Source organism: Halorhodospira sp. 9621, assembly GCF_022228055.1.
GTDB lineage: Bacteria > Pseudomonadota > Gammaproteobacteria > Nitrococcales > Halorhodospiraceae > Halorhodospira > Halorhodospira halophila_A.
In genome coordinates this window covers 16,979-42,208 of sequence record NZ_JAJNRD010000004.1, presented here as the reverse complement: position 1 = coordinate 42,208, position 25,230 = coordinate 16,979, and the positions used below count along the sequence as shown (strand labels likewise).

The following is a 25,230-nucleotide window of genomic DNA, read 5'->3' as shown; positions in this document are numbered from 1 at the left end:
CGGAGGGTTCAGGAACGCGCCTTGCGGAAGGCCTCGGCCAGCGCGGTGTTGGCGGCTGGCTCGGGCTTCTCGGTCTTGCGGCCCTTCTTCGCGCCACGCCCGGCGCCCTGGCCGGCGCCCTTGCTCTTGCCGCCCGAGGTGCCCTTGCCGCCGCCGGTGCCTTTGCTTGCGGCGCCCTTACGCCCGCCGTCGGCCCGCTCGGCGTTGGGGTCGTCGTCGAGGCGCATGGACAGGCCGATGCGCTGGCGCTCCAGGTCCACCTCCATGACCTTCACCTGAACGACGTCGCCGGTGCGGACCTTGTCGCGCGGGTCGCGGACGAACTCGTGGGCGAGGGCGGAGATGTGCACCAGCCCGTCCTGGTGGACGCCGATGTCGACGAAGGCGCCGAAGTTGGCGACGTTGGTCACCGTGCCCTCGAGCACCATCCCCGGCTCCAGGTCGTCGATCTTCTCCACCCCCTCGCGGAACGCCGCGGTGCGGAACTCCGGGCGCGGGTCGCGGCCCGGCTTGGCCAGCTCGCCGAGGATGTCGCGGACCGTCGGCTCGCCGAAGCGCTCATCGGTGTACGCCTTCGCATCCAGGGTGGCGAGAAAACCCTCATCGCCGATCAGCTCGCCCACGCTGCGGCCCGTCTCCGCGCAGATCCGCTCCACCACCGGGTAGGCCTCGGGGTGGACGGCGGAGGCGTCCAGCGGGTTGTCCCCCTGGGGGATGCGCAGGAAGCCGGCGGCCTGCTCGAAAGCCTTCGGACCGAGCCGGGGCACCTCCTGCAGGTCCTTGCGGGTGCGGAAGCGGCCGTTGTCGAAGCGGTGCTGGACGATCTTCTCGGCCAGGCCCGGACCCAGGCCGGAGACTCGGGCGAGCAGGGGGATGGAGGCGGTATTGGCGTCCACGCCGACGGCGTTGACGCAGTCCTCGACCACCGCATCGAGCTTGCGCCCGAGGTGGCTCTGGTTGACGTCGTGCTGGTACTGGCCGACGCCGATGGACTTGGGCTCGATCTTCACCAGCTCGGCCAGGGGGTCCTGCAGGCGCCGGGCGATGGAGACCGCGCCGCGCAGCGAGACGTCCAGATCCGGCAGTTCCCGCGAGGCGTTCTCCGAGGCGGAGTAGACCGAGGCGCCGGCCTCGGAGACCACCACCTTGTGCAGGCCCAGCTCCGGGTGGCGCTTGATCAGCTCGCCGACCAGGGCGTCGGTCTCGCGGGAGGCGGTGCCGTTGCCGATGGCCACCAGCCCCACCTGGTGCTTGCGGGCGAGTTCGGCCAGGGTCTTCAGCGAGCCCTCGGGGTCCTTGTTGCGGCTGGTGAAGGGGTGGATGGTGGCGGTTTCGACCACGGCGCCGGTGGCGTCGATGACCGCTACCTTGACCCCGGTGCGCAGTCCCGGGTCGAGGCCGATGGTCGGGCGCGGGCCCGCCGGTGCGGCCAGCAGCAGGTCCTCCAAGTTGGCGCCGAAGACGCGGATCGCCTCCTCCTCGGACTGCTCGCGCAGCTGGCGCTTGAGCGCCAGGTCCAGGTGGGTGGAGAGCTTCGCCCGCCAGGCCAGGCGCACGGTGCGCGCCAGCCAGGCGTCGGCCGGCCGACCCCGGTCGGCGATGCCGAAACGCCGGGCGATGGCGGCCTCGCCGACGCTCGGCTCGTCGCTCTCGCCCCGCGCCTCGGCGTCGGACCAGGCGATCTCCAGCCGCAGGATCTCCTCACTCTGCCCGCGCAGCATGGCCAGGGCGCGGTGGGAGGGGATCTTGCGCAGCGGTTCGGCGTGCTCGAAGTAGTCCCGGAAGCGGGCGCCGTCCTTCTCCTTGCCCGCGGCCACGCGGCTGACCAGGTAGCCCTTGCGCCAGCCGTAGTCGCGCAGCTCCTCGAGCAGATCGGCGTCCTCGGCGAAGCGCTCCATGAGGATCTGCCGGGCGCCGTCGAGGGCAGCGTCGACATCGGCCACGGCCGGGGTCTCCTGCTCCTCCTCGGCGGGGCCGGTGACGTAGGGGGCCGCCGCCTCCTCGGGGACGAGGGACGGATCGGCCAGAAGGCTGTCGGCTAGCGGCTCCAGCCCGGCCTCGCGGGCGATCTGCGCCTTGGTGCGGCGCTTCTTCTGGTAGGGGCGGTAGAGGTCCTCGACGCGGGTCTTCGTCTCGGCGGCGCGGATCGCCTCGGCCAGCTCGTCGGTGAGCTTGCCCTGCTCGTCGATGGCCTTGAGCACCGTCTCCTTGCGCTCGTCGAGCTCCCGCAGGTAGGTCAGCCGCTCCTCGAGCGAACGCAGCTGGCTGTCGTCGAGGCCGCCGGTGACCTCTTTGCGGTAGCGGGCAATGAAGGGGACGGTGGCGCCCCCGTCGAGCAGCTCGATGGCGGCCTCGACTTGCCGGTTGCCCACGCCCAGCTCCTGGGCGATGCGCTGCGGGATCGACTCACTGACCATCTCTCGTGAAACCTCGGTGCCGTGGAAAAGGCGCCATGATAACCGAGCCGCCGCCGGCTGCCAGCGACGCGCGCCGCTGTGCCCCGGCCGATTGACAGCCGTTGGCGTGCTGGCACGATAAGGGGCGCGCGACGCGTTCAGGGAGGAGCGCGCATGCACCAGGAGGTGAGCCGGCAGGAGCGGTGCGTCCGCTTCTGCCTGACCACGCACGGCAACCACCCGTGGCTGGCCCGGCCCGAGGCCGTACAGCGGCTGCGCACCGCCTTCCGCCAGGTGGCCCGGCGCCGTCCGCTGACCTGGGACGCCGCCGTCGTCCTGCCCGACGCCGTCCACGGCCTGTGGCGCCTGCCCCGGGATGACCCGGACCCGCGGCCCCGCTGGCAGGCGGCCAAGGCCCACTGCACCCGCCACCTGCGCAACTGGCCGGGGCTGCCCCGCGGGCGGCTTTGGCAGCCCGGTGTGCACTGGTGGGAGGTGGAGCCGGACCGGTGGCGCGAGGCCCTCGACGAGATCCACTGGGAGCCGGTGCGCCGCGGGCTGGCCGGCCGCCCCGAGGGGTGGCGCTATAGCTCCTTTCGCCGCTGCCAGGCCGCCGGGCTTTACCCGGTCGGTTGGTCGGGGCCGTCGGGGGCGGTGTGACTGGGCTCCTCGCCGGCGAGGTTCTGCATCACCCCGCGCAGGTAGCGCGGATTGACCAGCTTGATGCCGATCCGCTCGGCGAACTTGCGCATCCCCTCGTCGGCGGAGACCAGGGTGGCGTCCAGCTCGTAGGCGAGCAGCACCACGTCGATGTCCTCCCGCGAGTCGAGGATCCCGCGGCGCATAGCCTCGCGGTAGCGCTCGCGCAGCTGGGTGATCAGCTCCGGCGGCAGCGATTCCGCTTGGCCGGCCTGCCGGGCGTGCTCCTCGGCGATGCGCAGGCCCCGCTGGATGCGCGTGCGCACCTCCTCGATGAACTCGTAGAGCACTTCCGAGGGGATGGTCATCGAGAAACGCCGGGGCGAGCGGATGTGCACCTCGGTCTCGAACTCGGCGCCGATCATGTCCATCGAGCGCAGGTTGCACAGCTCCTGATAGACCGGCCCCGGCATGTAGAACTCGGCGTCGGCGCGCCGGGCGAGCCCGAGGAAGACCGAGATGGCCTGCATCGGCTCCTCATCGAAGCGCAGGTAGACGTCGGGGTTAGTGAAGACGCTGGTATCGAGCACGAATCGGCGCATGGTTCCGGGCCCGTCGTGGCGAGGTTTCACCCGGCACGTTACAACCTGCGCGGCGTCCTGGCCATCGGCCCCGGGCTGCGTGATCCGCCGCCTGACCGCCGGCGGCACGGACTGATCCGTTCAAACGCACTTTTTCCGGACTCACAGGGAGGTGAGCCATGCAATCGCGTATCCAGCGGCGCCGGCTCTGCGCCGCCTTCACCCTCATCGAGCTGATGATCGTGGTGGCGATCATCGCCATGCTGGCCGCCATCGCGGTCCCGCAGTACCAGAACTACATCGCCCGCACCCAGTTCGCCGAGGCCCTGACCCTCTTCTCCGGTGTGCGTACGGCGGTGGACTCCGAGGTCCATCTGCGGGGCCCCGACGGGCTGGACGCCGGACGCATCGAGGAGCTGGTGGGGGCCGATGGTGGCGACTACGTCGATGCCATCGACGTCTCCGCCGGCGGGGACACGGTGGATGTGTCCATGCAGTTCGCCGACGAGGGGGTCAACACCGAGCTGGCCGGCGAGTCGGTGACCTTCACTGGCCAGGAGGACGATGAGGGCGCCTGGGGGTGGGATTGCGATCCAGGCGGCCTGGCGGAGATCGCCACCGGCCTGTGTGCCGAGTGAGGGCCGCCCGAGCCGGCCCGGCCTTCGCCGGCCGGGCCGGGGGATCAGGCCGCCCCGGCCTGCCCGTCGCGCTACCCCCGCCGGTCGCGGCCGGAACCGGCCGACGGGTGGTCATCCCGTCCCAGCCGACGGTGCTCCGGCGAGCAGTAGTAGGCGCCGTCGCGGGGATAGGCGGTCGAGCGCGGCAGGAAGACGCCGCATCGGGCGCAGCGCACCATCTCCTCGGTGCGCCCGCCGTCGCCGCCGCCCTGGTTGCGCTGTCCCTCGCCATCATCGCGCAGGCGTTTCTGAAGCAGGCTGCGCGCACCGATCCAGGCGAGGATGAGCAGGATGACAAGAAGGATCTGGCCTAGCATGCACGTGCTTTTCCGTGATTACCTTGAGCCCTCGGGCGCAGAGGCCCGGGCGCGCGGCCAACCAAGTTGGCACGGCCGGACGGTTTTGAAAAGCGCGGGTCGCTGAACCACTATAATCGACCGCCCGGCGACCGCGACCCCATGGGAGGAGCTGTTCAATGAATCTGCACGAGTTCCAGGCCAAGCACCTCTTCACCGAGGCGGGGATCGCCATCCCCCGCGGGTATGTGGCGCGCTCCAGCGCCGAGGCCCGCGCCGCCGCCGAGCGCCTCGGTGGCTCGGCCTGGGTGGTCAAGGCCCAGGTCCACGCCGGCGGACGGGGCAAGGCCGGAGGGGTCCGGGTGCTCCGGAAGACCGACGAGATCGAGCGCTACGCGGACTCACTGCTCGGCGAGCGCCTGGTGACCCACCAGACCGACGATCGCGGTCAGCCGATCCACGCCCTGCTGGTCGAGGAGGGGCTGGAGATCGCCCGTGAGCTCTACCTCGGCGCCCTGATCGATCGGTCCAGCCAGCGCGTGGTCTTCATGGCCTCGGCCGCCGGCGGCATGGACATCGAGGAGGTGGCGGCCAGCGAGCCCGAGCGCATCCACACCGTGCGGGTCCACCCGGCCGCCGGGCTGCAGCCGTACCAGTGCCGGCAGCTGGGTTTCGCCCTCGGCCTGGACAAGGCGCAGGTGGGGGAGCTGACGCGGATGATGCAGGGGGTCTACCGTCTGTTCCTGGAGCGGGACCTGTCGCTGGTCGAGATCAACCCGCTGATCGTCACCGGCGAGGGGCGGCTGCTAGCCCTGGATGCCAAGGTGACCGTCGACGACAATGCCGTGGAGATCGGCCGGCAGTCGCAGATTCAGGACATGCGCGATCTGACCCAAGAGGACGAGACCGAGGTCCGGGCCGCCGAGCACAGCCTCAACTACATCACCCTGGACGGCAACATCGGCTGCATGGTTAACGGCGCGGGCCTGGCCATGGCCACCATGGACGTGATCAAGCTCCACGGCGGCTCGCCGGCCAACTTCCTCGACGTCGGCGGTGGCACCAACGCCGATCGGGTGGCCGAGGCCTTCAAGATCATCCTCTCCAGCCCCTCGGTGGAGGGGATCCTGGTGAACATCTTCGGCGGGATCGTGCGTTGCGACATGATCGCCGAGGGCATCGTGGCCGCCGTCCACGACGTCGGGGTCGACGTCCCAGTGGTCGTCCGGCTCGAGGGCACCAACGTCGAGCAGGGCAAGCAGATCCTCGCCGACAGCGGGCTCGACCTCATCCCCGCCGACGACCTGGCAGACGCCGCCACCAAGATCGTCGACATCGCCGGTGACGCGGCCTGATCCCCAGGTCAAGAGAGGAGCAGAACATGAGCATTCTCGTCGATCAGAGCACCCGGGTGCTCGTCCAGGGGTTCACCGGCAAGCAGGGGACCTTCCACGCCGAGCAGGCCATCGCCTACGGCACCCAGGTGGTCGGCGGCGTGACCCCGGGGCGCGGCGGCGGCACACACCTGGACCGCCCGCTGTTCGATACGGTCCGCGAGGCGGTGGCCGAGACCGGCGCCGACGCCTCGGTCATCTACGTCCCGGCGCCCTTCGCCGCCGATGCCATCCTTGAGGCCGCCGACGCCGGCATCCGGGTGATCGCCTGCATCACCGAGGGCATCCCGGTGCTCGACATGCTGCACGTCAAGGAGGCCCTGCGGGGCGAGGACGTGGCCCTGATCGGGCCCAACTGTCCCGGGATCATCACCCCGGACCAGTGCAAGATCGGCATCATGCCCGGGCACATCCACCTGCCCGGGCGAATCGGCATCGTCTCCCGCTCCGGGACCCTGACCTACGAGGCGGTCAAGCAGACCTCGGACACCGGGCAGGGGCAGTCGACCTGTGTCGGTATCGGCGGCGACCCGATCCAGGGGTGGTCTTTCGTCGACTGCCTGGCGCAGTTCGAGGCTGACCCGGCCACCGACGGCGTGGTCATGGTCGGCGAGATCGGCGGCAGCGCCGAGGAGGAGGCGGCGACGTTCATTCGTGACCACATGAGCAAGCCAGTGGTCGCCTACATCGCCGGGGTGACTGCGCCGCCGGGTAAGCGCATGGGTCACGCCGGGGCGATCATCTCCGGCGGCAAGGGGACGGCGAATGACAAGTTCGCGGCCCTCGAGGCCGCCGGCGTGGCCACGGTGCGCTCGCCGACGGAGATCGGCGAACGCATTCGGCAGCTGACGGCAGGCTGAGGCGCACCGTGCGTATCGTCACCGCCCAGCTGGCCTTCCCCGTCGGCGCCATCGACGCCAATGCCGCGCGCATCATCGACGCCATCAGCCGGGCGCGGGATGAGTTCGGCGCCGATCTGGTGGTCTTCCCCGAGCTGGCGGTGACCGGCTACCCGCCCGACGACCTGCTGCTGCGCAGCGACTTCCATGCCGCCGTCGAGCGGGCGCTCGGCCGGATCGCTGCGGCGTGCACCGGGATCACCGCGGTGGTGGGGACGCCGCTCCACCGCCACGGTGTGGTGCGCAACGCCGCCGTGGTCCTCGCCGACGGCGCCGAGGCCGAAGTGGCCTACAAACGCTGCCTGCCGAGCTACAGCGTCTTCGACGACAACCGCCACTTCCGCGCCGGAAACGCCCCTTGCCTGGTCGAGGTCGCCGGCCGGCGCATCGGGGTCACCATCTGTGAGGACATCTGGGCGGCCACACCGGCCGCCGAGGCCGCCGGCGCCGGCGCCGAGCTGCTGATCAGCATCAACGCCTCGCCGTTCCACGACGGCAAGCAGGCCGAGCGCGAGGAGGTGGCGGCCTGCCGCGTGGCGGAGACCGGGATCCCGCTGCTCTACGCCAACCTGGTCGGTGGCCACGACGAGGTCGTCTACGATGGCAGCTCCTTCGCACTGGACGATACCGGTGCGGTCACTGCCCGGGCGCCGGCGTTTGCCGACGGGCTCCACCCCCTCGACTGGCAGGGCGGGGCGCTGCGCGGCGAATGCGCCGAGCGCACCACCGGGCCGCCGGCGATCTACCAGGCGCTGGTCCGGGCCACCGCCGACTATGTCCGTGGCAACGGCTTCTCCGGCGTGGTGCTCGGGCTCTCCGGCGGGATCGACTCGGCCCTGGTGGCTGCGGTGGCCGCCGACGCCTTGGGCGGGGAGCAGGTGCTGGCGGTGATGATGCCCACCCGCTACACCGCCGAGCGCAGCCTGGAAGACGCTCGCGCGGCAGCGCAGACGCTCGGACTGGACTACCGGAGCATCCCCATCGAGTCGCTCTTCGCCGAATACGAGCAGGCCCTGGCGCCGGCCTTCGCCGGGCGCCCGGCGGACGCCACCGAGGAGAACATCCAGGCGCGGATCCGCGGCAACTGCCTGATGGCGCTGTCCAACAAGCTCGGGCTCATGCTGCTGGCAGCCGGTAACAAGAGTGAGCTGGCCGTGGGGTATGCGACCCTGTACGGCGACATGTGCGGCGGTTTTGCCCCGCTCAAGGACGTCTACAAGACCGATGTCTACCGCCTGGCCGCCTACCGCAACAGCCTCGGGCCCGCCGTGCCGCAGGCCATCATCGAGCGCGAGCCCACCGCCGAGCTGCGCGCCGATCAGCGTGACAGTGACAGCCTGCCGCCGTATCCGGTCCTCGATGCCGTGTTGCGCCAGTACCTGGAGGCCGACGCCGCCGAGCACGAGATCCGTGTCGATGGGCTGGACGAGGCGGAACTCTGCCGGGTCATCCGGCTGCTCTACCGCAACGAGTACAAGCGCCGCCAGGCGGCCCCCGGGGTGAAGGTGACCCGGCGCGCCTTCGGGCGTGACCGGCGTTACCCGATTACCTCGGGCTGGTCCGGTTGTCAGGGCTGTGGGGACTGGCCCACGCTATCCTGATAACTGAGTCCTGAATCTGGAAAATCAAACCGAACCGTGCCCCACCCCAAGGAGCTGCTCCCATGAAGAAAGTCGAGGCGATCATCAAACCCTTCAAGCTCGACGACGTCCGGGAGGCCCTCTCGGACATCGGGATCACGGGCATGACCGTCACCGAGGTCAAGGGGTTCGGCCGTCAGAAGGGGCACACCGAGCTGTATCGGGGCGCCGAGTACGTGGTCGACTTCCTGCCCAAGATGCGTCTCGAGGTCGTCGTGGCGGATGCCGATGTCGACCGCTGCGTCGAGGCTATTACCCAGGCGGCCCAGACCGGCAAGATCGGTGATGGCAAGATCTTCGTCACCAACGTCGAGCGGGTCATCCGCATCCGCACCGGCGAAGAGGACGAGAACGCCATCTAGTTCCCCGGGCGGGGGCCGCTGTGCGGCCTACCGCCCGCCGAACTCCGGGGCGGGAACCTCGTGGCGCTCGCGCCGTTCCCGCTCCACGTCCTCGTCCAGGGGGTCGAGGCCAAGGTTGCGGTAGGCCTCGGCGAGCATCCCCATGGCCTCGCCCACGGCCGGCGTGCCGGGGTAGCGGGCGATGATCGTCCGCGCCCGGTTGGCGGTGGCGATGTAGGCGCCCCGCTCCAGGTAGAACCGCCCGACGTGGAGTTCATGCTCGGCCAGCGCCGTGCGGATCTGCTCCATGCGCTCGGTGGCGTCGTCGATATACTCGCTGTCCGGGTACTGCTCGGTCAGGTCGCGGAAGTCGGCGAAGGCGCGGCGCTTGGGCTCGGGATCGCGCAAGTTCGGGTCGACATTGAACAGATCGCCGAGGCCGCCGGGCCCCTGGGCCTGCCGTGCCACGCCGCTCATGTAAAGTGCATAGGCGACGTGCTCATTGCGCGGATGCATGCGCTGGAAGCGTTCCGCGGCGGCGATGGCCGACTCGTGCTGGCCAGCCAGGTAGTGGGCGTAGATGATCATCAGCTGGGACTGAACCGCGTGATCGCCGAAGGGGTAGCGCGCCACCAGGTTCTCGAAGCGCTCCACGGCCTGTGAGTAGTTCCCGGAACTCAGGCTGCTGCGGGCGTCGGCGTAGAGTTCCTCGACGCTGCGCTCGGCGGCCCCGTCGGGGTCGGTGCCGGCACAGCCGGCCAGAAAGAGTGCCACCAGGGCGATCGTGGCCCAGCGCTGGATGCGGTGCATGATTTCCGTGACTCCGCGGCCTGATGCAGGCCCGTCATTGTAGCGATAGCAAAGGCTCGTACTATACGTATGGAACGACCTCGTCACCAAGCCGACGTCCCCGAGGAACTGGCCGGGCAGCGTCTGGATCGGGCCCTGGCGGCCCTGTTTCCCGATTATTCACGCAGCCGCCTGCAGCAGTGGGTGAAGGCCGGCTGGATCACCGTCGACGGCGCCGTGCGCCGTCCCCGCGATCCGGTTTACGCCGGCGAGCGAATCCACGTCGATGCCGAGCCCGAGCCGGAGACCCCGCTGGCCCCGGAGCCCATCCCGCTGCGGCTGCTCTACGAGGACGGGGATCTGCTGGTCGTGGACAAGCCGGCGGGGCTGGTGGTTCATCCGGGGGCCGGCAATCCGGGCGGCACCCTGGTCAACGCGCTGCTCCACCACGATCCGGGGCTCGAAGCCCTGCCACGGGCCGGCATCGTGCACCGGCTGGACAAGGAGACCTCGGGGCTGCTCGTGGTGGCGCGGACCTACGCCGCCCACCATGCCCTGGTCGCGCAGCTGCAGGCGCGCACGGTGGGGCGCGGCTACCAGGCCGTGGTGGTCGGCCGCCCCACCGCCGGCGGGCGGGTGGACGCCCCCATCGCCCGCCACCCCCGGGACCGCAAACGCATGGCCGTGGTGGCCACCGGTCGCCCGGCGGTGACCCATTACCGGGTCGCGGAGCGCTTCAGCGCCCACACCCTGCTCGACGTGGAACTGGAGACCGGCCGCACCCACCAGATCCGCGTGCACCTGGCGCACGTCCGGCTGCCGCTGGTGGGTGATCCCGTCTACGGCCGTCGGCCGGTTTACCCGCGGGGCGCGAGCGACACCCTGCGCGCCGTCCTCGACGGCTTCCGCCGCCAGGCCCTGCACGCCCGCCATCTGCGCCTCGAGCACCCGCGCACCGGCGAGACCATGCACTGGGAGGCGCCGCCGCCGGAGGACTGGCACCACCTGCTGGAGGCCCTGCGCCATGGATGAGGTGGACGGTGGCCTGTTCTTCACGCCCCGGTGGCCGGCGCCGGAGGGTGTGCGGGCCCTGAGCACGCTGCGCTGCGGCGGCTGCAGCGCCGCGCCGCGCGACAGCCTCAATCTGGCCGAGCATACCGGGGATGACCCGTCCGCCGTGGCCGCCAATCGGCATCTGCTGCGCACCCGCGCCGGTCTGCCCGCCGAGCCCGTGTGGCTGGAGCAGGTCCACGGCACCGAGGTGGTCGCCGCGCACCGGGTCGCCCCCGGCGCACGTGCCGACGCGGCCTGGACCGATCGCGCCGGCGTGGTTTGCGCCGTGCTCACCGCCGACTGCCTGCCGGTGCTCCTCGCCGCCGGGGACGGGCGGGCGGTGGCCGCCGCCCACGCCGGCTGGCGGGGCCTCGCCGCGGGCATCCTCGAGGCCGTGGTGGCGGCGCTGCCGGTGCCGGCCGGCGAACTCCACGCCTGGCTGGGGCCGGCCATCGGGCCCGACGCCTTCGAGGTAGGGCCGGAGGTGGCCGAGGCGCTGCGCGCACGGGATCCCGCTGCGGCCGAGGGGCTCACCCCCGCGGCCGGTGATCGCTGGTACGCTGACCTCTACAGCCTGGCTCGGAGTCGCCTGCGGCAGGCCGGGGTGACATCGGTCCACGGTGGCGGCTGGTGCACGCACACGGATCGGGCGCGTTTTTTCTCCCATCGCCGGGACGGATCCACCGGCCGGATGGCAAGCCTGATCTACCGAGAGGAGCCGTGAGCATGTCCGAGGAGCAGTACGCCGCCGGCCGCATCCTGGTGGTGGAGGACAGTCGCTCCGTGGCCGGCTGGTTGGCCGGGCGCATCGAGGACGCCCTGGGGCTGAAGGCGCTGGTCGCCGGCAGCCGCGCCGCCGCGCGGCAGCTGCTGGAGCATGACGGTGAACGGATCGTCGCCGCCGTGCTCGATCTCGACCTGCCGGATGCTCCGCGCGGCGAGGTGGTCGGGGACCTGGTGGAGCGCGACATCCCCTCCGTGGTTCTGACCGCCACCATCGAGGACGACCTGCGCGATCAGCTGGTGGGGGCCGGGGTGTGCGACTACATCCTCAAGGATGCCCCGGACGCGGTGGACTCGGTGCTGCGTACCCTGCAGCGCATCCACCGCAACCGGTCCATCGGCGTGCTGGTGGTCGACGACTCCCGCTCGGCCCGCGAGTACCTGGTGCACCTGCTCAGCCGCTGGGGGTTCCGCTGCTACCAGTCCGGCAATGGCCAAGAGGCGCTGGAACGGATCACCTCGGATGAGGACGCCACCATCCGCCTGGTGCTCTGCGACCAGAACATGCCGGGCATGGACGGCATCACCCTGATCCGCGAGCTGCGCCGCCGGCACGCGGCCCCGCGGCTGGGGATCATCGGTGTCTCCAGTCACGGCTCGGGGCTGCTCTCCGCGCGGCTGCTCAAGGCCGGGGCCGACGACTTCCTGACCCGCCCCTTCCTGGAGGAGGAGCTCAGCGTCCGCGTCAACCAGAACGTGGACCTGATGGAGCTGCTGCGCGAGGCCCGCGAAGGGGCCCGGCGCGACCCGCTGACCGGGTTGCACAATCGGCTCTACCTCGACGAGATCGCCGATCAGCTCGGCGAGACAGCGCGGCGGACGCGGCAGCCGCTGGCGGCGCTGGTGGTCGATCTGGATCACTTCAAGGCGATCAACGACCGCCTCGGCCACTTCGGCGGCGATACGGTGCTCCAGCGGGTGGCTGCGCAGCTGCGCGAGACCGTCCGCCGCGCCGACGTGCTCATCCGCTCCGGCGGCGAGGAGTTCTTCATTGTCACCGTGGGGATCGATGGTCCCGGTGCCTGGACCCTGGCCGAGCGTATCCGCAATGGCATCGAGACCCTGGAGCTGGTCTACGAGGGCGAGACCGTGGCCCTCAGCGCCAGCGTCGGCGTGGCCGTGCTCGACGGCGGCTCCGTCGAGGAGGTCCTGAAATCCGCCGATCTGGCCCTCTACGAGGCCAAGCGCCAGGGCCGCAACCGTGTCGCCGGCCTGCCCGCGCCGGATTGAAAACCCGTCGCCGCTGCCCCATCTATCCTGACAAGAAACCAGCCACCGCCGCGGCGCGGTGGAGCGGATTGTCGGCCCGTGATGCGGCCAAGGGGGTAGAGACATGCGGATGGACAAGCTGACCACCAAATTCCAGATGGCCATCGCCGAGGCGCAGAGCCTGGCGGTGGGTCGCGACCACCAGTTCATCGAACCGGTCCATCTGATGCTGGCCATGCTCGATCAGGAGGGCGGCGGCGTGCGTCCGCTGCTCCAGCAGGCCGGCGTCAACCTGAACAAGCTGCGCTCGCAACTCGGCGAGGCCCTCGAGCAGATGCCGCAGGTCTCCGGCACCGGCGGCGAGGTGCACCTGTCCAACGAGCTGGGGCGGCTGCTCAATCTCACCGACAAGCTCGCACAGAAGCGCAAGGACCAGTACCTCTCCAGCGAGCTCTTCGTGCTCGCCGTGCTCGAGGATGGCAAGAGCCGGCTGGCGAAGATCCTCGAGCAGGCCGGTGCCGCGCGGGAGCCCCTTGAGCAGGCCATCGAGCAGGTGCGCGGCGGCCAGGCGGTGGATGATCCCAACGCCGAGGACCAGCGCCAGGCGCTGGAGAAGTACACCATCGACCTGACCGAGCGCGCCGAGCAGGGCAAGCTCGACCCGGTCATCGGCCGCGACGACGAGATCCGGCGCACGGTGCAGGTCCTCCAGCGCCGGACCAAGAACAACCCGGTGCTCATCGGTGAGCCGGGCACCGGCAAGACCGCCATCGTCGAGGGCTTGGCCCAGCGCATCGTCAACGCCGAGGTGCCCGAGGGGCTCAAGAACAAGCGGGTCCTATCGCTCGACCTCGGTGCACTGCTCGCCGGGGCCAAGTACCGCGGCGACTTCGAGGAGCGGCTCAAGGCGCTGCTCAAGGAGCTCGGTCAGCAGGAGGGGCAGATCATCCTGTTCATCGACGAGCTCCACACCATCGTCGGCGCCGGCAAGGCCGAAGGCGCCATGGACGCCGGCAATATGCTCAAGCCGGCGCTCGCCCGGGGCGAGCTGCACTGCATCGGTGCCACCACCCTCAACGAATACCGCGAGAACATCGAGAAGGACGCCGCCCTGGAGCGCCGCTTCCAGACGGTCCAGGTGGATGAGCCGAGCGTCGAGGACACGGTGGCCATCCTGCGCGGGCTCAAGGAGCGCTACGAGGTCCACCACGGTGTCGAGATCACGGACCCGGCCATCGTCTCGGCGGCGACGCTCTCGCACCGCTACATCACGGATCGCAACCTGCCGGACAAGGCCATCGACCTGGTCGATGAGGCGGCGTCGCGGATCCGCATGGAGATCGACTCCAAGCCGGAGTCGATGGATCGCCTCGAGCGCCGGCTGATCCAGCTCAAGATCGAGCGCGAGGCGCTGCGCAACGAGGAGGACGACGCCTCCAGAAAGCGCCTGGCGACCCTCGAGGACGAGATCAACGAGCTGGAGCAGGAGTACGGGAACCTCGAGGAGATCTGGAACTCCGAGAAGGCCGCGGTCGAGGGCACGCAGTCGATCAAGGAGGAGCTTGAGCGCGCCCGCCAGGAGGTGGAGACCGCCCGTCGCGCCGGCGACCTGCAGCGCATGTCCGAGCTGCAGTACGGCCGCATCCCCGAGCTGGAGCGCCAGCTGGACATGGCCTCGCAGGCGGACATGTACGACATGAAGCTGCTGCGCAACCGGGTCAGCGACGAGGAGGTCGCCGAGGTGGTCTCCAAGTGGACCGGCATCCCGGTCTCGAAGATGCTCGAGGGCGAGCGGGACAAGCTCCTGCGCATGGAGCAGGCCCTGCACGAGCGGGTGGTCGGCCAGGATGAGGCCATCGCCGCGGTGGCCAACGCCATCCGCCGCTCCCGGGCCGGGCTGTCGGACCCGAACCGCCCCAATGGCTCGTTCCTCTTCCTGGGCCCCACCGGCGTGGGCAAGACCGAGCTGTGCAAGGCGCTCGCCGAGTTCCTGTTCGACACGGAAGAGGCCATGCTGCGCATCGACATGTCCGAGTTCATGGAGAAGCACTCCGTGGCGCGGCTGATCGGTGCGCCGCCGGGGTACGTCGGCTACGAAGAGGGCGGTTATCTCACCGAGCACGTGCGTCGCAAGCCGTACTCGGTGATCCTCCTCGACGAGGTCGAGAAGGCCCACGGTGACGTCTTCAACGTCCTGCTGCAGGTCCTCGATGACGGTCGGTTGACCGACAGCCACGGCCGCACCGTGGATTTCCGCAACACGGTCATCGTGATGACCTCGAACCTCGGCTCGGAGATCATCCAGAGCATGGCCGGGGAGGAGGAAGAGGACTACCAGCGGATGAAGAGCTCGGTGATGGACATCGTCGGGACCCACTTCCGTCCCGAGTTCATCAACCGTATCGACGAGGTGGTGGTCTTCCGGCCGCTGTCGCGGGAGCAGATCCGCGCCATCACCAGCATCCAGGTCCGCTACCTCAGCGAGCGGCTGGCCGAGCGAGACATGGCGCTCGAACTCAGCGAAGCGGCCCTGGACCGCATCGGCGAAGCGGGCTTCGACCCGGTCTACGGCGCCCGCCCGCTCAAGCGGGTCCTGCAGCACGAGGTCGAGAACCCGCTGGCCCGGGAGATGCTCGAGGGCAACTTCGGGCAGGGCGATCGCATCCGGGTCGATGTGCAAGACGGCGCGTTCCGCTTCGAGCGCGGCGAGCCGGTGGTCGAGGGCGAGGTGGTCTGAGCCGGGCTAGCGGATGCGGCGCTCCGAGGCCGTGGCCGCCAGCAGGAGCCGGTCCAGCCAGCGCGTGGGCAGCAGGCGCTTGAGGGCGGCGAAGAGGTGGGTGGGAACGGTGACGTGGTAGCGGGCCTTCGGGCGCGGGTGCTCCAGGGCGTGGACCAGCTTGGTGGCCACCGCCTCGGCTTCGAGCGTGAAGGGCGTCGAGGCCCCGGCGCCGGCCAGGCGCTGCTCCACCGCACGATAGGTGGCAGCGTGGGCGCTGTTCTGTGGATCGATCCGGGCCTGGAAGGCGCGGTGGGCGTTGTCGCGAAAACGGCTGGCGATGGGCCCGGGCTGGATCAGGCTCACGTGGATGCCGCTGCCGCGCAGTTCTTGGCGCAGGGCGTCGGTGAGCCCCTCGAGGGCGAACTTGGAGCAGACGTAGGCGCCGCGGTAGGGCAGGGCGATGAAACCGAGTACCGAGCTGTTTTGCACGATGCGCCCGTGGCCCTGGCGGCGCATGTACGGCAGCACCCGCGTGGTCAGTTCGTGGGTGCCGAGCAGGTTGGTCTCTAGCTGCTCGCGCAGCGTCGCCCGGGAGAGATCTTCCACCGCGCCGGGCTGACCATAGGCCCCGTTATTGAACAGGGCGTCGATGCACCCGCCGGTGCGCTCGGCGACCTGCTCCACCGCGCCCTCGATGGAGGCGCTGTCGGCCAGGTCCAGCACCAGGGCGTCCTCCCAGCCGGCCTCGCGCAGGCGGGCCACGTCCTCGCTGCGGCGGGCGCTGGGGAAGACCCGCCAGCCGCGCCGGGCCATGTGCGCTGCAGCGGTCTCGCCGATGCCGCTGGAACAGCCGGTGATCAGCAGCGCGGGGCGGTGATCGGTGTGGTCGTCGTTCATGGCCCGACAGGCTAAAGCCTGCGCCCGCCGATCTCCACATCGGGTATCCTGTCGCCTCTTTGAGCACCGGTCGCGTGAGGCGGGCATGACGCCAGGGCGAATCCTGTGGATCCTTGGGGTTGCGGTGCTGCTGGTGGTGCTGGTCGGATGCGCCCATCGCCCGCAGCCATCGGACATCGACGACATTTGCGTCATCTTCGAGGAGAACCCCGAGTGGTATGATCACGCCCGGCGCTCCGAGGAGCGCTGGGGGACGCCGATCCCCATCCAGATGGCCTTCGTCCATCAGGAGTCGTCGTTCATCGCCGACGCCCGCCCGCCGCGGCGCCGGCTGCTCGGGATCATCCCCTGGCGCCGGCCGAGTTCCGCCTACGGCTACGCACAGGCGCAGGATCCGGTCTGGGGCGAATATCGGGAGGATGCCGCTCACTGGGACGCCCACCGGACCCGGATGCGCGACGCGCTGGATTTCATCGGCTGGTACAACCAGCGCACCCGGGAGCGGGTCGGGGTCGATCTGGACGACCCGAGGCGGTTGTATCTGGCCTATCACGAGGGGCACGGCGGGTACCGGCGGGGCACGTACCGCCAGAAGCCGACCCTGCAGCGCGTCGCCCGCAATGTTGAGTCCCGGGCCCGGCGCTACGAGCAGCAGCTGGCCGAGTGCGAGGACGAGCTGCAGTGCTGGCGGTGGTATCAGTTCTGGCCCTTCTGCCGCTGAGCGGGCGGGCCTTGTTTTCAGCCGTGGCAGTCCCCATTCAAAAGCCGTCACGGCTTGGGTGGTTGACCAAGAGGGAGAGGATCGATGCCGATTTACGAGTATGAGTGCTGTGGCTGCGGCCACCGTCTCGAGGCCATCCAGTCCGTATCGGACGGCCCGCTGACCGACTGTCCCGAGTGCGGCCAGGCGTCGCTCAAGCGGCTGGTCTCGGCGGCGGCGTTCCGCCTGAAAGGCGGCGGTTGGTACGAGACCGACTTCAAGTCGGGCCAACGCAAGAACGTCGCCGAGGGGGGCGGCAATGGCGCCGACAAGGGCGGGAGCGACAAGAGCAGTGACAAGAGCGGCGACAAGTCGGCGTCATCGGCGGGCACCTCCGCAGGCAGTGGCGGTGGGCAGTCGGGGGCTGCGGCGGCTGGCTCCTCCGGTTCTGCTTCCAGCTGAAACGCCGCGGCGCCGGCCTTGGACCCCGTCGGCGCTTTTTGGCACGCTGCCAGACGGGCAGCCCACCTCGGAGCAAGGCATGGCACAAGGCAGCACCTCCGCGAGCGAACGCGCCCGGCGCAGCAGCGCCGCCCGGCGCGGGGCGCAGACCGCGGCCACTGGCATTCAGGGTCTGGACTTCATCCTCGACGGCGGGCTACCCGAGGGGCAGCCGACGTTGCTGCGCGGCGGCCCGGGGGCCGGCAAGACGGCGATTGCGCTGACCTTCTTCTGCCACGGGCTGGAGCAGGGCGAGCCATCGGTGCTGGCCACCTTCGACGAGTCGCCGGAAGCCCTTACGCGCCACGCCCACGCGCTCGGCTTCCCGCTGGACGAGCACCTGGCGGCGGGGCGGGGGCGCATCCTCGACATGCGCCCCGATCGCTCCGAGCTGGTCTCCGGCGGTGAGGTCGAGCTGACGGCGCTGCTCGCGCGCATCGGCTACGCCCTGGACGCCCTCGGCGCACGGCGGCTGGTGGTGGACGCCATCGACGGCATGGACGAGAGCTTCGCCCCGGGCAACAGCCTGCGCGCGGAATTGACCCGGGTGTTCGACTGGATCCGCGAGCGCGACGCCACCACCCTGATCACCTCCGGCGAACACTCCGGCTTCAGCGAGCGCTTCGGGCTGGAGGATTACATTGCCGACTGCGTCATCCTCCTGCGCCAGGAGGTGCGCTACCGGCGCATGACCCGCCTGCTGCGCATCCTCAAGCGCCGCGGTGGCGGACACGGCACCAACGAGTTCCCCTTCCTCCTCGATCACGAAGGGGTGTTCCTGTCCCCGATCACCGGTACGCGGCTCGAGGCCCGGCCCTCCTCGGAGCGGCACACCACTGGCGTCGAGGGCCTCGACGCCATGCTCGGGGGCGGCGGCCCGTACCGCGGCTCGGCGGTGATGGTCTCGGGGCAGTCGGGCACCGGCAAGACGAGCTTCGCCGCAGCCTTCGCCGCCGCCGCGTGCCGGGCCGGCGACTCCGTGCTCTACCTCAGCTTCGAGGAGGCCACCGAGGAGCTGCTGCGCAATCAGCGCAGTGTGGGCCTGGATCTGGCGTCGTGCATCGATAGCGGCCGGCTGGTGCTGGAGCCGCTGCTGGCGGTGGAACTGGGCTGGGAGGAACACCTGCTGCGGGTGATGCGCTCAGTGCAGGGGCAGACCCCGGGCGTGGTGGTCCTCGACCCGGCCAGCGCGCTGGGCGATCCCCACGACGACCGCCAGGGCAAGGAGATGCTGCTGCGCCTGTTCTACATGCTCAAGCGCGAGGGCGTGACCGTCCTGGCTACGGAACTGCTGCCCGACTACAGTGATGGTGTCAGCAACATGGATGTCTCCTCCATTATCGACGTCTGGATCAAATTGCGCCGCGACGAGCGTGACGGCAGGTTGTGCAGGCTGCTGAATGTCGTTAAGGCGCGCGGTCTGCCGACCTCGGACCGGGTTCTGGAGTACTACCTGTCCGGAGACGGCGTGCACGTGGCCAATGGTGCCGAGACGGGGGGAGCGTCGTGAGCGAGCTGGTCCTGCGGCTCTACATCGCCGGGCGGACGCCGGCGGCGGAACGAGCCATCCGCAACCTTGAACGCATCATCCGGGAGGCCTACGGCGACGACGCCTCCTGTGACCTGGAAGTGATCGATATCCTCGAGCGCCCCCAGCTGGCCGAGGACGAGCGCATCCTGGCCACTCCGGTGGTCATCAAGAAGCTGCCGCCCCCCGTGCGCCGGGTGGTCGGTGACCTCTCCGAACGAGAAAAGGTGCTCATCGGGCTCGACCTCAAGGAGGGCTGAGCGTCCCGCCGCGTTGCGACCCGTTTGCTTGCACCCCCCGGGGGGCGTGCTTACCATTGCCCCCCTTTGGCCCGACCACCAATCCGGAAAAAACCATGCGTAGTCACTACTGCGGCGAGATCTGCGAAACCCACCTGGACACTGAAGTCACGCTCTGCGGCTGGGTGCACCGGCGGCGGGACCACGGCGGCATCATCTTCATCGATCTGCGCGATCGGGCCGGCCTGGTGCAGGTGGTGGTCGATCCCGACACCGAGGCGGCGTTCGCTGCCGCCGACCGCGCTCGCAACGAGTACGTCCTGCGCATCACCGGCCGCGTCCGGCACCGCCCGGAGGGCACCGAGAACCCGGACCTGCACTCCGGCCGGGTCGAGGTCCTGGGCCAGGCGGTGGAGGTGCTCAACACCGCCAAGACCCCGCCGTTCCAGCTCGACGAGCACGAGCAGGTGGGCGAGGACGTGCGCCTGCGCCACCGCTACGTGGATCTGCGCCGTCCCGAGATGCAGCAGCGACTGCAGCTGCGCGCCCGGGTGAGTTCGGTGATCCGTCGCCACCTGGAGGACGAGGGCTTTCTCGACATCGAGACGCCGATGCTGACGCGGGCCACCCCCGAGGGCGCGCGCGACTACTTGGTGCCCAGCCGCACCCACACCGGCCGCTTCTTCGCGCTGCCGCAGTCGCCGCAGCTGTTCAAGCAGCTGCTGATGATGGCCGGCTTCGACCGCTATTACCAGATCGTGCGCTGCTTCCGTGACGAGGACCTGCGCGCCGACCGCCAGCCGGAGTTCACCCAGCTCGACATGGAGGCCGCCTTCGTCGACGAAGAGGCCGTCATGGGGGTCACCGAGCGGATGCTGCGCCAGCTCTTCCGCCAGGTCCTCGGCGTCGAGCTGCCCGATCCCTTCCCGCGCATGCGCTATGCCGAGGCCATGGACCGCTTCGGTTCCGACAAGCCGGATCTGCGCATCCCGCTCGAACTGATCGAGGTGGCCGACCTGGTCCGCGACGTGGACTTCAAGGTCTTCTCGGCGCCGGCGCAGGATCCGCGCGGCCGCGTGGCGGCCCTGCGCGTACCCGGCGGGGGGGCGCTGACCCGCAAGCAGATCGACGACTACACCGAGTTCGTCGGCCGTTACGGCGCCAAGGGGCTGGCCTACATCAAGGTCAACGACCCGGGCCAGGGCGTGGAGGGGCTGCAGTCGCCCATCGTCAAGTTCCTCACCGAGGACGCCGTACAGGGTATCCTCGAGCGCACCGGCGCCCAGGCGGGCGATGTGGTCTTCTTCGGCGCCGACCGGGCCAGCGTCGTCAACGACGCCCTCGGCGCGCTGCGGGTGCGTATCGGCCACGACATGGAACTGGTCGAGGACGCCTGGCGCCCGCTGTGGGTGGTCGATTTCCCGATGTTCGAGTACGACGAGAAAGACGGGCGTCTCTACTCCCTGCACCACCCGTTCACCGCACCGTGTGTCCAGGACCCGGCCGAGCTGCAGCAACAGGACGCCGAGGCGCTGGTCTCGCGGGCCTACGACTGCGTGCTCAACGGCGTCGAGCTCGGCGGCGGCTCGATCCGTATCCACGACCCGCAGATGCAGCAAGCGGTCTTTGGGCTTCTGGGTATCGGCGAGGAAGAGGCCCGTTCCAAGTTCGGCTTCCTGCTCGACGCCCTGCAGTACGGCTGCCCGCCCCACGGCGGGATCGCTTTCGGCATGGACCGTCTGGTCATGCTCATGGCCGGGGCGGACTCGATCCGTGAGGTCATGGCCTTCCCCAAGACCCAGACCGCCACCTGCATGCTCACCGAGGCGCCGGCCGAGGTGGGCGAGGCGCAGCTGCGCGAGCTGGGCATCCGCCTGCGGCGGGTCAGCGGCTCCGAGTAGCCGCCCGGCGCCGCGTCAGCCGGCCCACCGGCCGTGGCTGGCGTAGCGCAGGGCGAGGCGCTTGGCCGGCCCGGCGTGGTCGGCCAGGCGCAGCCCAAAGCGGCGCAGAGAGGCCAGGCGCCGGCACGGGGCGCCGAAGAGCCCGTGGATGGCCGTCATCGCCGACTGCATCAGTTGGTTGTCCTGGCGTCGCTCGCGGGCGTAGGCGCTGAGCACCCGCGGGTCGTCCGGTGCGTAGCCCGCCTCGACCGCTGCCGACACGTGGCGGGCCAATGCCCGGGCGTCCCGCAGCCCCAGGTTGACGCCCTGGCCGGCCAGCGGGTGGATGGTGTGCGCGGCATCCCCGATCAGGACCAGGCCCGGCGCCTGGTAGCAGTGGGCGTGCTGCGCCCGGATCGGGAAGTTGGCCCGCTGCACCACCGACTCGATCCCGCCGAGTTCGGCCGGGAAGGCCGCCTCGATGCTCTGGCCCAGCTGCTCCGGCGCCAGCTCGGCGAGTTGCCGAGCCCGGTCCGGGGTGGTGTACCACACCAGCGAAGCCCGCGAGCCGAGCAGTGGCAGGAAGGCTTGCGGTCCCTCGGGCAGGAAACGCTGCCAGGTGATGTCCTGCTGTCCCGGCCGGGTGGTCACCTCGGCGACGACTGCGTGCTGGCGATAGTCGCGGACCGTCACCGGGATCCCCGCCGACTGGCGCAGCCGTGACTGCGCACCGTCGGCGGCGATGACCAGGTTGCCGTGGACCCGGCGGCCGTCATCGAGGCGCACCGTGGCGCCGAAGGGGGCCGGCTCCAGGCGGCTGGTCTCGTTCGGGCAGTACCGGTGGACCGTGCCGGCGTGCTCGAGCACCGACCAGAGCGCGTCCTGGACCAGGTCGTTCTCCACGATGTGCCCGAGGTGATCGGTGTCGGGGCCGAGCTCCCCGGCGGTGAAGGTCAGCCGGGCCGGGCTGTCATCGTCCCAGACCTGCAGCCGCCGGTAGGGGCAGGCGCGGGTGGTGCGGATTGCGTGCCAGGCCCCGAGCTCATCGAGGTAGAGCTCCGAGCCGAGGTTCAGTGCCGAGACCCGGAGGCGGTAGGGGGTGCCGGCGTCGACGGGCTTGGGGCCGGTGGTCTCGATCAGTCCCACCCGCCAGCCGCGGCCGGCGAAGTCGGCGGCCACGGCGGCGCCCACCATGCCACCGCCGACGACCACCACATCGTGGCAAAGCCGGGGCGTGTTCACCTGCGACCTCCCGCATCATGGTTCCCAGCCTGCAATGTAGCCCAGCGCGCGCACGCTGTCAGGCGGGTCCGCCGCGGCGACCGCATTCCGCGGGCTGCCCGAGCGGGTGTCAAAAAAACCGACGAATGGCCGCTCGCGTCTTCATCCGTGCCGGGCGGCGGGGGGCGTGCCAGGCCGCGGCTCAGCCGTCTGTCTGGAAATCTTACAAATCCAGCTCAAGGGCCGGGCATTGCGGCGCGGAGCGCCCGCCGGGCACCGCCTGCAGCGCATTGGCACGGAACCTGCTCAAGCAAGGGAACCTGCACTGGAGCAGTCACCCACACGGAGCAACCCTGCCATGTCGGCGATCCGGACCCCGCGAGAACTCGATACCCTTTGCACCTGCCTGACCAGCGAGGCGCAGTTCCAGAGCATGCAGATGATCCTGGCGCTCAACGCCTCGCCCGGGGCGCTCGCCGCCGAGCGGGCGGCGGTGGTCCGGCTGATCGATTTCGCTGAGCATGTCCAGTGTCGGCTCGACGAGGCGCGCCAGGCCACGCCGCTCGACCCCCGCGGGGCGGTCGCCGCCCTGCTGATGGAGACCCGGGAGCGGCTGCAGCGTAACCACCAGGGACTGGTGGCTGCACGCAAGGTCGTGCTGGTGGACCCCCAGCTGGCGTGGCCGGCCCGCAAGCGGTGGTTCGAGGAGATCGTGCGGGCCGAGACCGAGCACGAGGTCCTCGTTGCCGTGCTCGACGGCGTGCTCTATCTGGTGCGGGACCACGACGCCGGCGTCTCGGTGGCCACCGCCCCGGACGGCGCCGACTGGCAGCAGGCGCAGGCGGTCCTGGCACGCTTCTGAGGGTGCGCGCCCGGCACGGCGAACGCGAGGCGATGGCGGTATAGGTATACTGGGTGGGTTCGATCAAGGACCCATCGCCATGGAGCTGACCTACTACACCGACTACGCCCTGCGCGTGCTCCTCTACGCCGGCGCCCAGGGCGCGCGGCGCGTGACCATGCGCGAGATCGCCGGCGCCTACGGGATCTCTCAGGAGCATCTGCGCAAGGTGGTCCATCGGCTGTCCCGCCACGGCTACCTGCACACCACCCAGGGCCGGTCGGGCGGATTGCAGCTCGCCCGCGAGCCGGCGGAGATCCGCGTCGGCGAGGTGGTGCGCCTGATGGAGGACAGCCTGGAGCTCATCCACTGCGACCGCGGTCCCTGCCCCCTGTGTGGGCACTGCTCGCTCAAACGGGTCCTCAACGGCGCCCGGGACCAATTCATCCAGTACCTGGACGGTTTCACCCTCGAACAGTTGCTTGCCGACCCCGGCACGGCGCAACAGCTGCGGCGCCTGCCCCTCAACGAGACCCCGGCCACCTTCGCCGGGGGCTGATCCACCGCCCGCGGCCGCTCGCCATCGCTGCCGGCCACCGCCGGGCCCCGGTCCCTTGACCGAGGGCAGCCGACTGGGCACTATTCGGTGTACCAAAAATACATCGTTAAGTGAGGGGGTGCCCATGTTCTGCGATCAGTGCGAGCAAGTCCGCCGTCAGGAGGCGTGCAATGTCTCCCCCGGCGTCTGTGGCAAGGATGAGGACTGCCACTCGGCGCAGCAGCTGCTGCTCTACGGCCTCAAGGGGATGGCCGCATACGCCCACCACGCCCGCCGGCTCGGCCGTCACGACCCGGAGGTGGCAGCCTTCATGGAGGAGGCGCTGTTCGCCACCATGACCAACGTCAACTTCGATCTCGAATCGCTGCTCGAGCTCTGCCTGCGCTGCGGGCAGATGAACCTGCGGGTCATGGAGATGCTCGACGCCGCCCATGTCGAGACCTTCGGTCAGCCGCAGCCGGCCACCGTACCCGAGGGTACCCGGGCGGGTCCGGGGATCCTGGTCAGCGGCCACGACCTGCTCGACCTCTACCATCTGCTCCAGCAGGTGGAGGGGACCGACATCCAGGTTTACACCCACGGCGAGATGCTGCCGGCGCACATGTACCCGACGCTCCACCAGCACCCCAACCTGGCCGGTCACTACGGCGGGGCCTGGCAGGAGCAGAAGCGCGAGTTCAAGGCGTTCCCCGGGGCCATCCTGGTTACCACCAACTGTGTCATGCCGCCCGCCGAGCGGTATGCGGAGCGACTGTTCACCACGCGCAGCACGGCGGTCAGCGGCGGCCAGCGCATCACCGACGGCGACTTCACCCCGGTGATCGAGGCGGCGCGTCGCTGCGCGCCCTGTGACGAGGCGATCACGGGCGAATCCACCGTCGGTTTCCACCACACCGTCCTGCTGGAGAACGCCGGCACGCTGCTCGAGGCCTACCAGAACGGTCAGATCAGCCAGTTCTACCTGATCGGCGGCTGCGATGGCGCCCACCGCAGCCGGAATTACTTCAACGACTATGCGGCGGCCACCCCGGCGGACAGCTTCGTGCTGACCCTCGGCTGCGGCAAATTCCGCATCCGCGACCAGTCGTTCGGTACCCACCTGGGCTTCCCGCGGCTGCTCGACATGGGCCAGTGCAACGACGCCTACGGCGCCATCCAGGTGGCTCTGGGCCTGGCCCGGGCGCTCGATTGCAACGTCAACGACCTGCCGCTGACCCTGGTTATCAGCTGGTTCGAGCAAAAGGCGGTGGCGGTGCTGCTGACACTGCTCAGCCTCGACGTGCGGGGGATCACCCTCGGGCCCAACCCGCCGGCCTTCCTCAGCGACAACCTGTTCCGGGCCCTGGCCGAGCGCTACGACCTGCGACTTACCGGCGACACCCCGCAGCTGGACGCGCAGCAGGCGGCCGCCACGGCCTGAGCTGGCGTCACCACCACCACGCAACCAG

24 protein-coding genes are annotated in these 25,230 nt (G+C 70.1%); 18 read left to right on the top strand and 6 right to left on the bottom strand.

Annotation, left to right across the window (positions count from 1 at the left end; all coding sequences use genetic code 11):
* Positions 1-8: 8 nt before the first annotated feature.
* Positions 9-2,417 (bottom strand): Tex family protein, encoded by a 2,409-nt coding sequence (locus tag LRF89_RS03350; protein WP_238636605.1) that lies wholly within the window; start codon positions 2,415-2,417, stop codon positions 9-11.
* Between the two features lie 153 nt (positions 2,418-2,570).
* Between LRF89_RS03350 and LRF89_RS03345 the strand changes: the two genes are divergently transcribed.
* Positions 2,571-3,056, top strand: coding sequence for an REP-associated tyrosine transposase (locus LRF89_RS03345; protein WP_201173099.1), 486 nt, complete (start codon positions 2,571-2,573; stop codon positions 3,054-3,056).
* On the opposite strand, the gene LRF89_RS03340 is transcribed toward LRF89_RS03345, so the two are convergent.
* Complete coding sequence (locus LRF89_RS03340) at positions 3,017-3,637, bottom strand: RNA ligase partner protein (RefSeq protein ID WP_201173096.1); 621 nt, start codon at positions 3,635-3,637, stop codon at positions 3,017-3,019. The genes LRF89_RS03345 and LRF89_RS03340 overlap by 40 nt on opposite strands.
* Positions 3,638-3,795: 158 nt before the next feature.
* Between LRF89_RS03340 and LRF89_RS13465 the strand changes: the two genes are divergently transcribed.
* Positions 3,796-4,254 carry a pilin gene (locus LRF89_RS13465; RefSeq protein WP_274519760.1) on the top strand — a complete coding sequence of 153 codons (459 nt, stop codon included), beginning with the start codon at positions 3,796-3,798 and terminating at the stop codon, positions 4,252-4,254.
* A 71-nt stretch (positions 4,255-4,325) separates the two neighbouring features.
* On the opposite strand, the gene LRF89_RS03325 is transcribed toward LRF89_RS13465, so the two are convergent.
* Positions 4,326-4,610 carry a PP0621 family protein gene (locus tag LRF89_RS03325; RefSeq protein ID WP_201173091.1) on the bottom strand — a complete coding sequence of 95 codons (285 nt, stop codon included), beginning with the start codon at positions 4,608-4,610 and terminating at the stop codon, positions 4,326-4,328.
* A 158-nt stretch (positions 4,611-4,768) separates the two neighbouring features.
* On the opposite strand from LRF89_RS03325, the gene sucC reads away from it, so the two are divergent.
* From sucC to glnB, 4 genes are all read left to right on the top strand, one after another.
* Complete coding sequence (sucC, locus tag LRF89_RS03320; RefSeq protein WP_238636604.1) at positions 4,769-5,944, top strand: ADP-forming succinate--CoA ligase subunit beta; 1,176 nt, start codon at positions 4,769-4,771, stop codon at positions 5,942-5,944.
* A 26-nt stretch (positions 5,945-5,970) separates the two neighbouring features.
* Complete coding sequence (gene sucD / locus LRF89_RS03315; protein WP_238635119.1) at positions 5,971-6,843, top strand: succinate--CoA ligase subunit alpha; 873 nt, start codon at positions 5,971-5,973, stop codon at positions 6,841-6,843.
* A gap of 8 nt (positions 6,844-6,851) precedes the next feature.
* A complete protein-coding gene (locus LRF89_RS03310; protein ID WP_238635118.1) occupies positions 6,852-8,483 on the top strand; it encodes an NAD+ synthase in 1,632 nt (543 codons plus the stop codon).
* 62 nt (positions 8,484-8,545) lie between these two features.
* On the top strand, positions 8,546-8,884 hold the full coding sequence (gene glnB / locus LRF89_RS03305) for a nitrogen regulatory protein P-II (RefSeq protein WP_201173081.1): 339 nt from the start codon (positions 8,546-8,548) through the stop codon (positions 8,882-8,884).
* 27 nt (positions 8,885-8,911) lie between these two features.
* On the opposite strand, the gene LRF89_RS03300 is transcribed toward glnB, so the two are convergent.
* The gene (locus LRF89_RS03300; protein WP_238636603.1) at positions 8,912-9,673 is read right to left on the bottom strand and encodes an outer membrane protein assembly factor BamD; all 762 of its coding nucleotides are present in this window, start codon (positions 9,671-9,673) and stop codon (positions 8,912-8,914) included.
* 69 nt (positions 9,674-9,742) lie between these two features.
* Between LRF89_RS03300 and rluD the strand changes: the two genes are divergently transcribed.
* The 4 genes from rluD to clpB all read left to right on the top strand — a co-directional run bounded on the left by rluD (position 9,743) and on the right by clpB (position 15,434).
* Positions 9,743-10,684 carry a 23S rRNA pseudouridine(1911/1915/1917) synthase RluD gene (gene rluD / locus LRF89_RS03295; protein ID WP_201173067.1) on the top strand — a complete coding sequence of 314 codons (942 nt, stop codon included), beginning with the start codon at positions 9,743-9,745 and terminating at the stop codon, positions 10,682-10,684.
* Positions 10,677-11,429, top strand: coding sequence for a peptidoglycan editing factor PgeF (pgeF, locus tag LRF89_RS03290; protein ID WP_201241697.1), 753 nt, complete (start codon positions 10,677-10,679; stop codon positions 11,427-11,429). Before rluD ends, pgeF begins: the two co-directional genes overlap by 8 nt.
* 2 nt (positions 11,430-11,431) lie before the next feature.
* A complete protein-coding gene (locus LRF89_RS03285; RefSeq protein WP_201173061.1) occupies positions 11,432-12,718 on the top strand; it encodes a diguanylate cyclase in 1,287 nt (428 codons plus the stop codon).
* 103 nt (positions 12,719-12,821) lie between these two features.
* On the top strand, positions 12,822-15,434 hold the full coding sequence (gene clpB / locus LRF89_RS03280) for an ATP-dependent chaperone ClpB (protein ID WP_238635117.1): 2,613 nt from the start codon (positions 12,822-12,824) through the stop codon (positions 15,432-15,434).
* 6 nt (positions 15,435-15,440) lie between these two features.
* Here the strand turns inward: clpB and LRF89_RS03275 are convergent, their stop codons facing one another.
* Positions 15,441-16,313, bottom strand: a complete 873-nt coding sequence (locus LRF89_RS03275; protein ID WP_238636602.1) for an SDR family NAD(P)-dependent oxidoreductase — start codon at positions 16,311-16,313, stop codon at positions 15,441-15,443.
* A gap of 85 nt (positions 16,314-16,398) precedes the next feature.
* Here LRF89_RS03275 and LRF89_RS03270 point away from each other — a divergent pair, with 85 nt between their 5' ends.
* From LRF89_RS03270 to aspS, 5 genes are all read left to right on the top strand, one after another.
* Positions 16,399-17,034: a transglycosylase SLT domain-containing protein gene (locus LRF89_RS03270; RefSeq protein ID WP_238636601.1), complete on the top strand. Its 636-nt coding sequence runs from the start codon at positions 16,399-16,401 to the stop codon at positions 17,032-17,034.
* Positions 17,035-17,118: 84 nt separating this feature from the next.
* The gene (locus LRF89_RS03265; protein ID WP_201173038.1) at positions 17,119-17,475 is read left to right on the top strand and encodes an FmdB family zinc ribbon protein; all 357 of its coding nucleotides are present in this window, start codon (positions 17,119-17,121) and stop codon (positions 17,473-17,475) included.
* Between the two features lie 79 nt (positions 17,476-17,554).
* Positions 17,555-19,024 carry a circadian clock protein KaiC gene (gene kaiC, locus LRF89_RS03260; protein ID WP_201241700.1) on the top strand — a complete coding sequence of 490 codons (1,470 nt, stop codon included), beginning with the start codon at positions 17,555-17,557 and terminating at the stop codon, positions 19,022-19,024.
* Positions 19,021-19,302, top strand: a complete 282-nt coding sequence (locus tag LRF89_RS03255) for a circadian clock KaiB family protein (protein WP_201173032.1) — start codon at positions 19,021-19,023, stop codon at positions 19,300-19,302. Before kaiC ends, LRF89_RS03255 begins: the two co-directional genes overlap by 4 nt.
* Before the next feature lie 95 nt (positions 19,303-19,397).
* The gene (gene aspS, locus LRF89_RS03250) at positions 19,398-21,182 is read left to right on the top strand and encodes an aspartate--tRNA ligase (protein ID WP_201173024.1); all 1,785 of its coding nucleotides are present in this window, start codon (positions 19,398-19,400) and stop codon (positions 21,180-21,182) included.
* 15 nt (positions 21,183-21,197) lie between these two features.
* On the opposite strand, the gene LRF89_RS03245 is transcribed toward aspS, so the two are convergent.
* Entirely contained in the window at positions 21,198-22,403 is a 1,206-nt protein-coding gene (locus tag LRF89_RS03245) for a UbiH/UbiF/VisC/COQ6 family ubiquinone biosynthesis hydroxylase (RefSeq protein WP_238636600.1), read from the bottom strand.
* A 337-nt stretch (positions 22,404-22,740) separates the two neighbouring features.
* Here LRF89_RS03245 and LRF89_RS03240 point away from each other — a divergent pair, with 337 nt between their 5' ends.
* The 3 genes from LRF89_RS03240 (at position 22,741) to hcp (ending at position 25,202) form a co-directional block, all read left to right on the top strand.
* On the top strand, positions 22,741-23,244 hold the full coding sequence (locus tag LRF89_RS03240) for a hypothetical protein (RefSeq protein WP_201173018.1): 504 nt from the start codon (positions 22,741-22,743) through the stop codon (positions 23,242-23,244).
* 79 nt (positions 23,245-23,323) lie between these two features.
* The gene (locus tag LRF89_RS03235; RefSeq protein ID WP_201241704.1) at positions 23,324-23,782 is read left to right on the top strand and encodes an RrF2 family transcriptional regulator; all 459 of its coding nucleotides are present in this window, start codon (positions 23,324-23,326) and stop codon (positions 23,780-23,782) included.
* A 124-nt stretch (positions 23,783-23,906) separates the two neighbouring features.
* Positions 23,907-25,202, top strand: a complete 1,296-nt coding sequence (hcp, locus tag LRF89_RS03230; protein WP_201173012.1) for a hydroxylamine reductase — start codon at positions 23,907-23,909, stop codon at positions 25,200-25,202.
* The last annotated feature ends 28 nt before the right edge of the window (positions 25,203-25,230 follow it).

Bases quoted from the DNA above. Each gene is read 5' to 3' on its own strand.
- aspS (WP_201173024.1), top strand. From the start codon at position 19,398: ATGCGTAGTCACTACTGCGGCGAGATCTGCGAAACCCACCTGGACACT.
- LRF89_RS03270 (WP_238636601.1), top strand. From the start codon at position 16,399: ATGACGCCAGGGCGAATCCTGTGGATCCTTGGGGTTGCGGTGCTGCTG.
- LRF89_RS03275 (WP_238636602.1), bottom strand. From the start codon at position 16,313: ATGAACGACGACCACACCGATCACCGCCCCGCGCTGCTGATCACCGGC.
- LRF89_RS03340 (WP_201173096.1), bottom strand. From the start codon at position 3,637: ATGCGCCGATTCGTGCTCGATACCAGCGTCTTCACTAACCCCGACGTC.
- LRF89_RS03300 (WP_238636603.1), bottom strand. From the start codon at position 9,673: ATGCACCGCATCCAGCGCTGGGCCACGATCGCCCTGGTGGCACTCTTT.
- glnB (WP_201173081.1), top strand. From the start codon at position 8,546: ATGAAGAAAGTCGAGGCGATCATCAAACCCTTCAAGCTCGACGACGTC.
- LRF89_RS13465 (WP_274519760.1), top strand. From the start codon at position 3,796: ATGCAATCGCGTATCCAGCGGCGCCGGCTCTGCGCCGCCTTCACCCTC.
- sucD (WP_238635119.1), top strand. From the start codon at position 5,971: ATGAGCATTCTCGTCGATCAGAGCACCCGGGTGCTCGTCCAGGGGTTC.
- LRF89_RS03285 (WP_201173061.1), top strand. From the start codon at position 11,432: ATGTCCGAGGAGCAGTACGCCGCCGGCCGCATCCTGGTGGTGGAGGAC.
- LRF89_RS03235 (WP_201241704.1), top strand. From the start codon at position 23,324: ATGGAGCTGACCTACTACACCGACTACGCCCTGCGCGTGCTCCTCTAC.
- LRF89_RS03240 (WP_201173018.1), top strand. From the start codon at position 22,741: ATGTCGGCGATCCGGACCCCGCGAGAACTCGATACCCTTTGCACCTGC.
- clpB (WP_238635117.1), top strand. From the start codon at position 12,822: ATGCGGATGGACAAGCTGACCACCAAATTCCAGATGGCCATCGCCGAG.
- LRF89_RS03350 (WP_238636605.1), bottom strand. From the start codon at position 2,417: ATGGTCAGTGAGTCGATCCCGCAGCGCATCGCCCAGGAGCTGGGCGTG.
- LRF89_RS03345 (WP_201173099.1), top strand. From the start codon at position 2,571: ATGCACCAGGAGGTGAGCCGGCAGGAGCGGTGCGTCCGCTTCTGCCTG.
- LRF89_RS03265 (WP_201173038.1), top strand. From the start codon at position 17,119: ATGCCGATTTACGAGTATGAGTGCTGTGGCTGCGGCCACCGTCTCGAG.
- hcp (WP_201173012.1), top strand. From the start codon at position 23,907: ATGTTCTGCGATCAGTGCGAGCAAGTCCGCCGTCAGGAGGCGTGCAAT.
- rluD (WP_201173067.1), top strand. From the start codon at position 9,743: ATGGAACGACCTCGTCACCAAGCCGACGTCCCCGAGGAACTGGCCGGG.
- LRF89_RS03325 (WP_201173091.1), bottom strand. From the start codon at position 4,610: ATGCTAGGCCAGATCCTTCTTGTCATCCTGCTCATCCTCGCCTGGATC.
- pgeF (WP_201241697.1), top strand. From the start codon at position 10,677: ATGGATGAGGTGGACGGTGGCCTGTTCTTCACGCCCCGGTGGCCGGCG.
- sucC (WP_238636604.1), top strand. From the start codon at position 4,769: ATGAATCTGCACGAGTTCCAGGCCAAGCACCTCTTCACCGAGGCGGGG.
- kaiC (WP_201241700.1), top strand. From the start codon at position 17,555: ATGGCACAAGGCAGCACCTCCGCGAGCGAACGCGCCCGGCGCAGCAGC.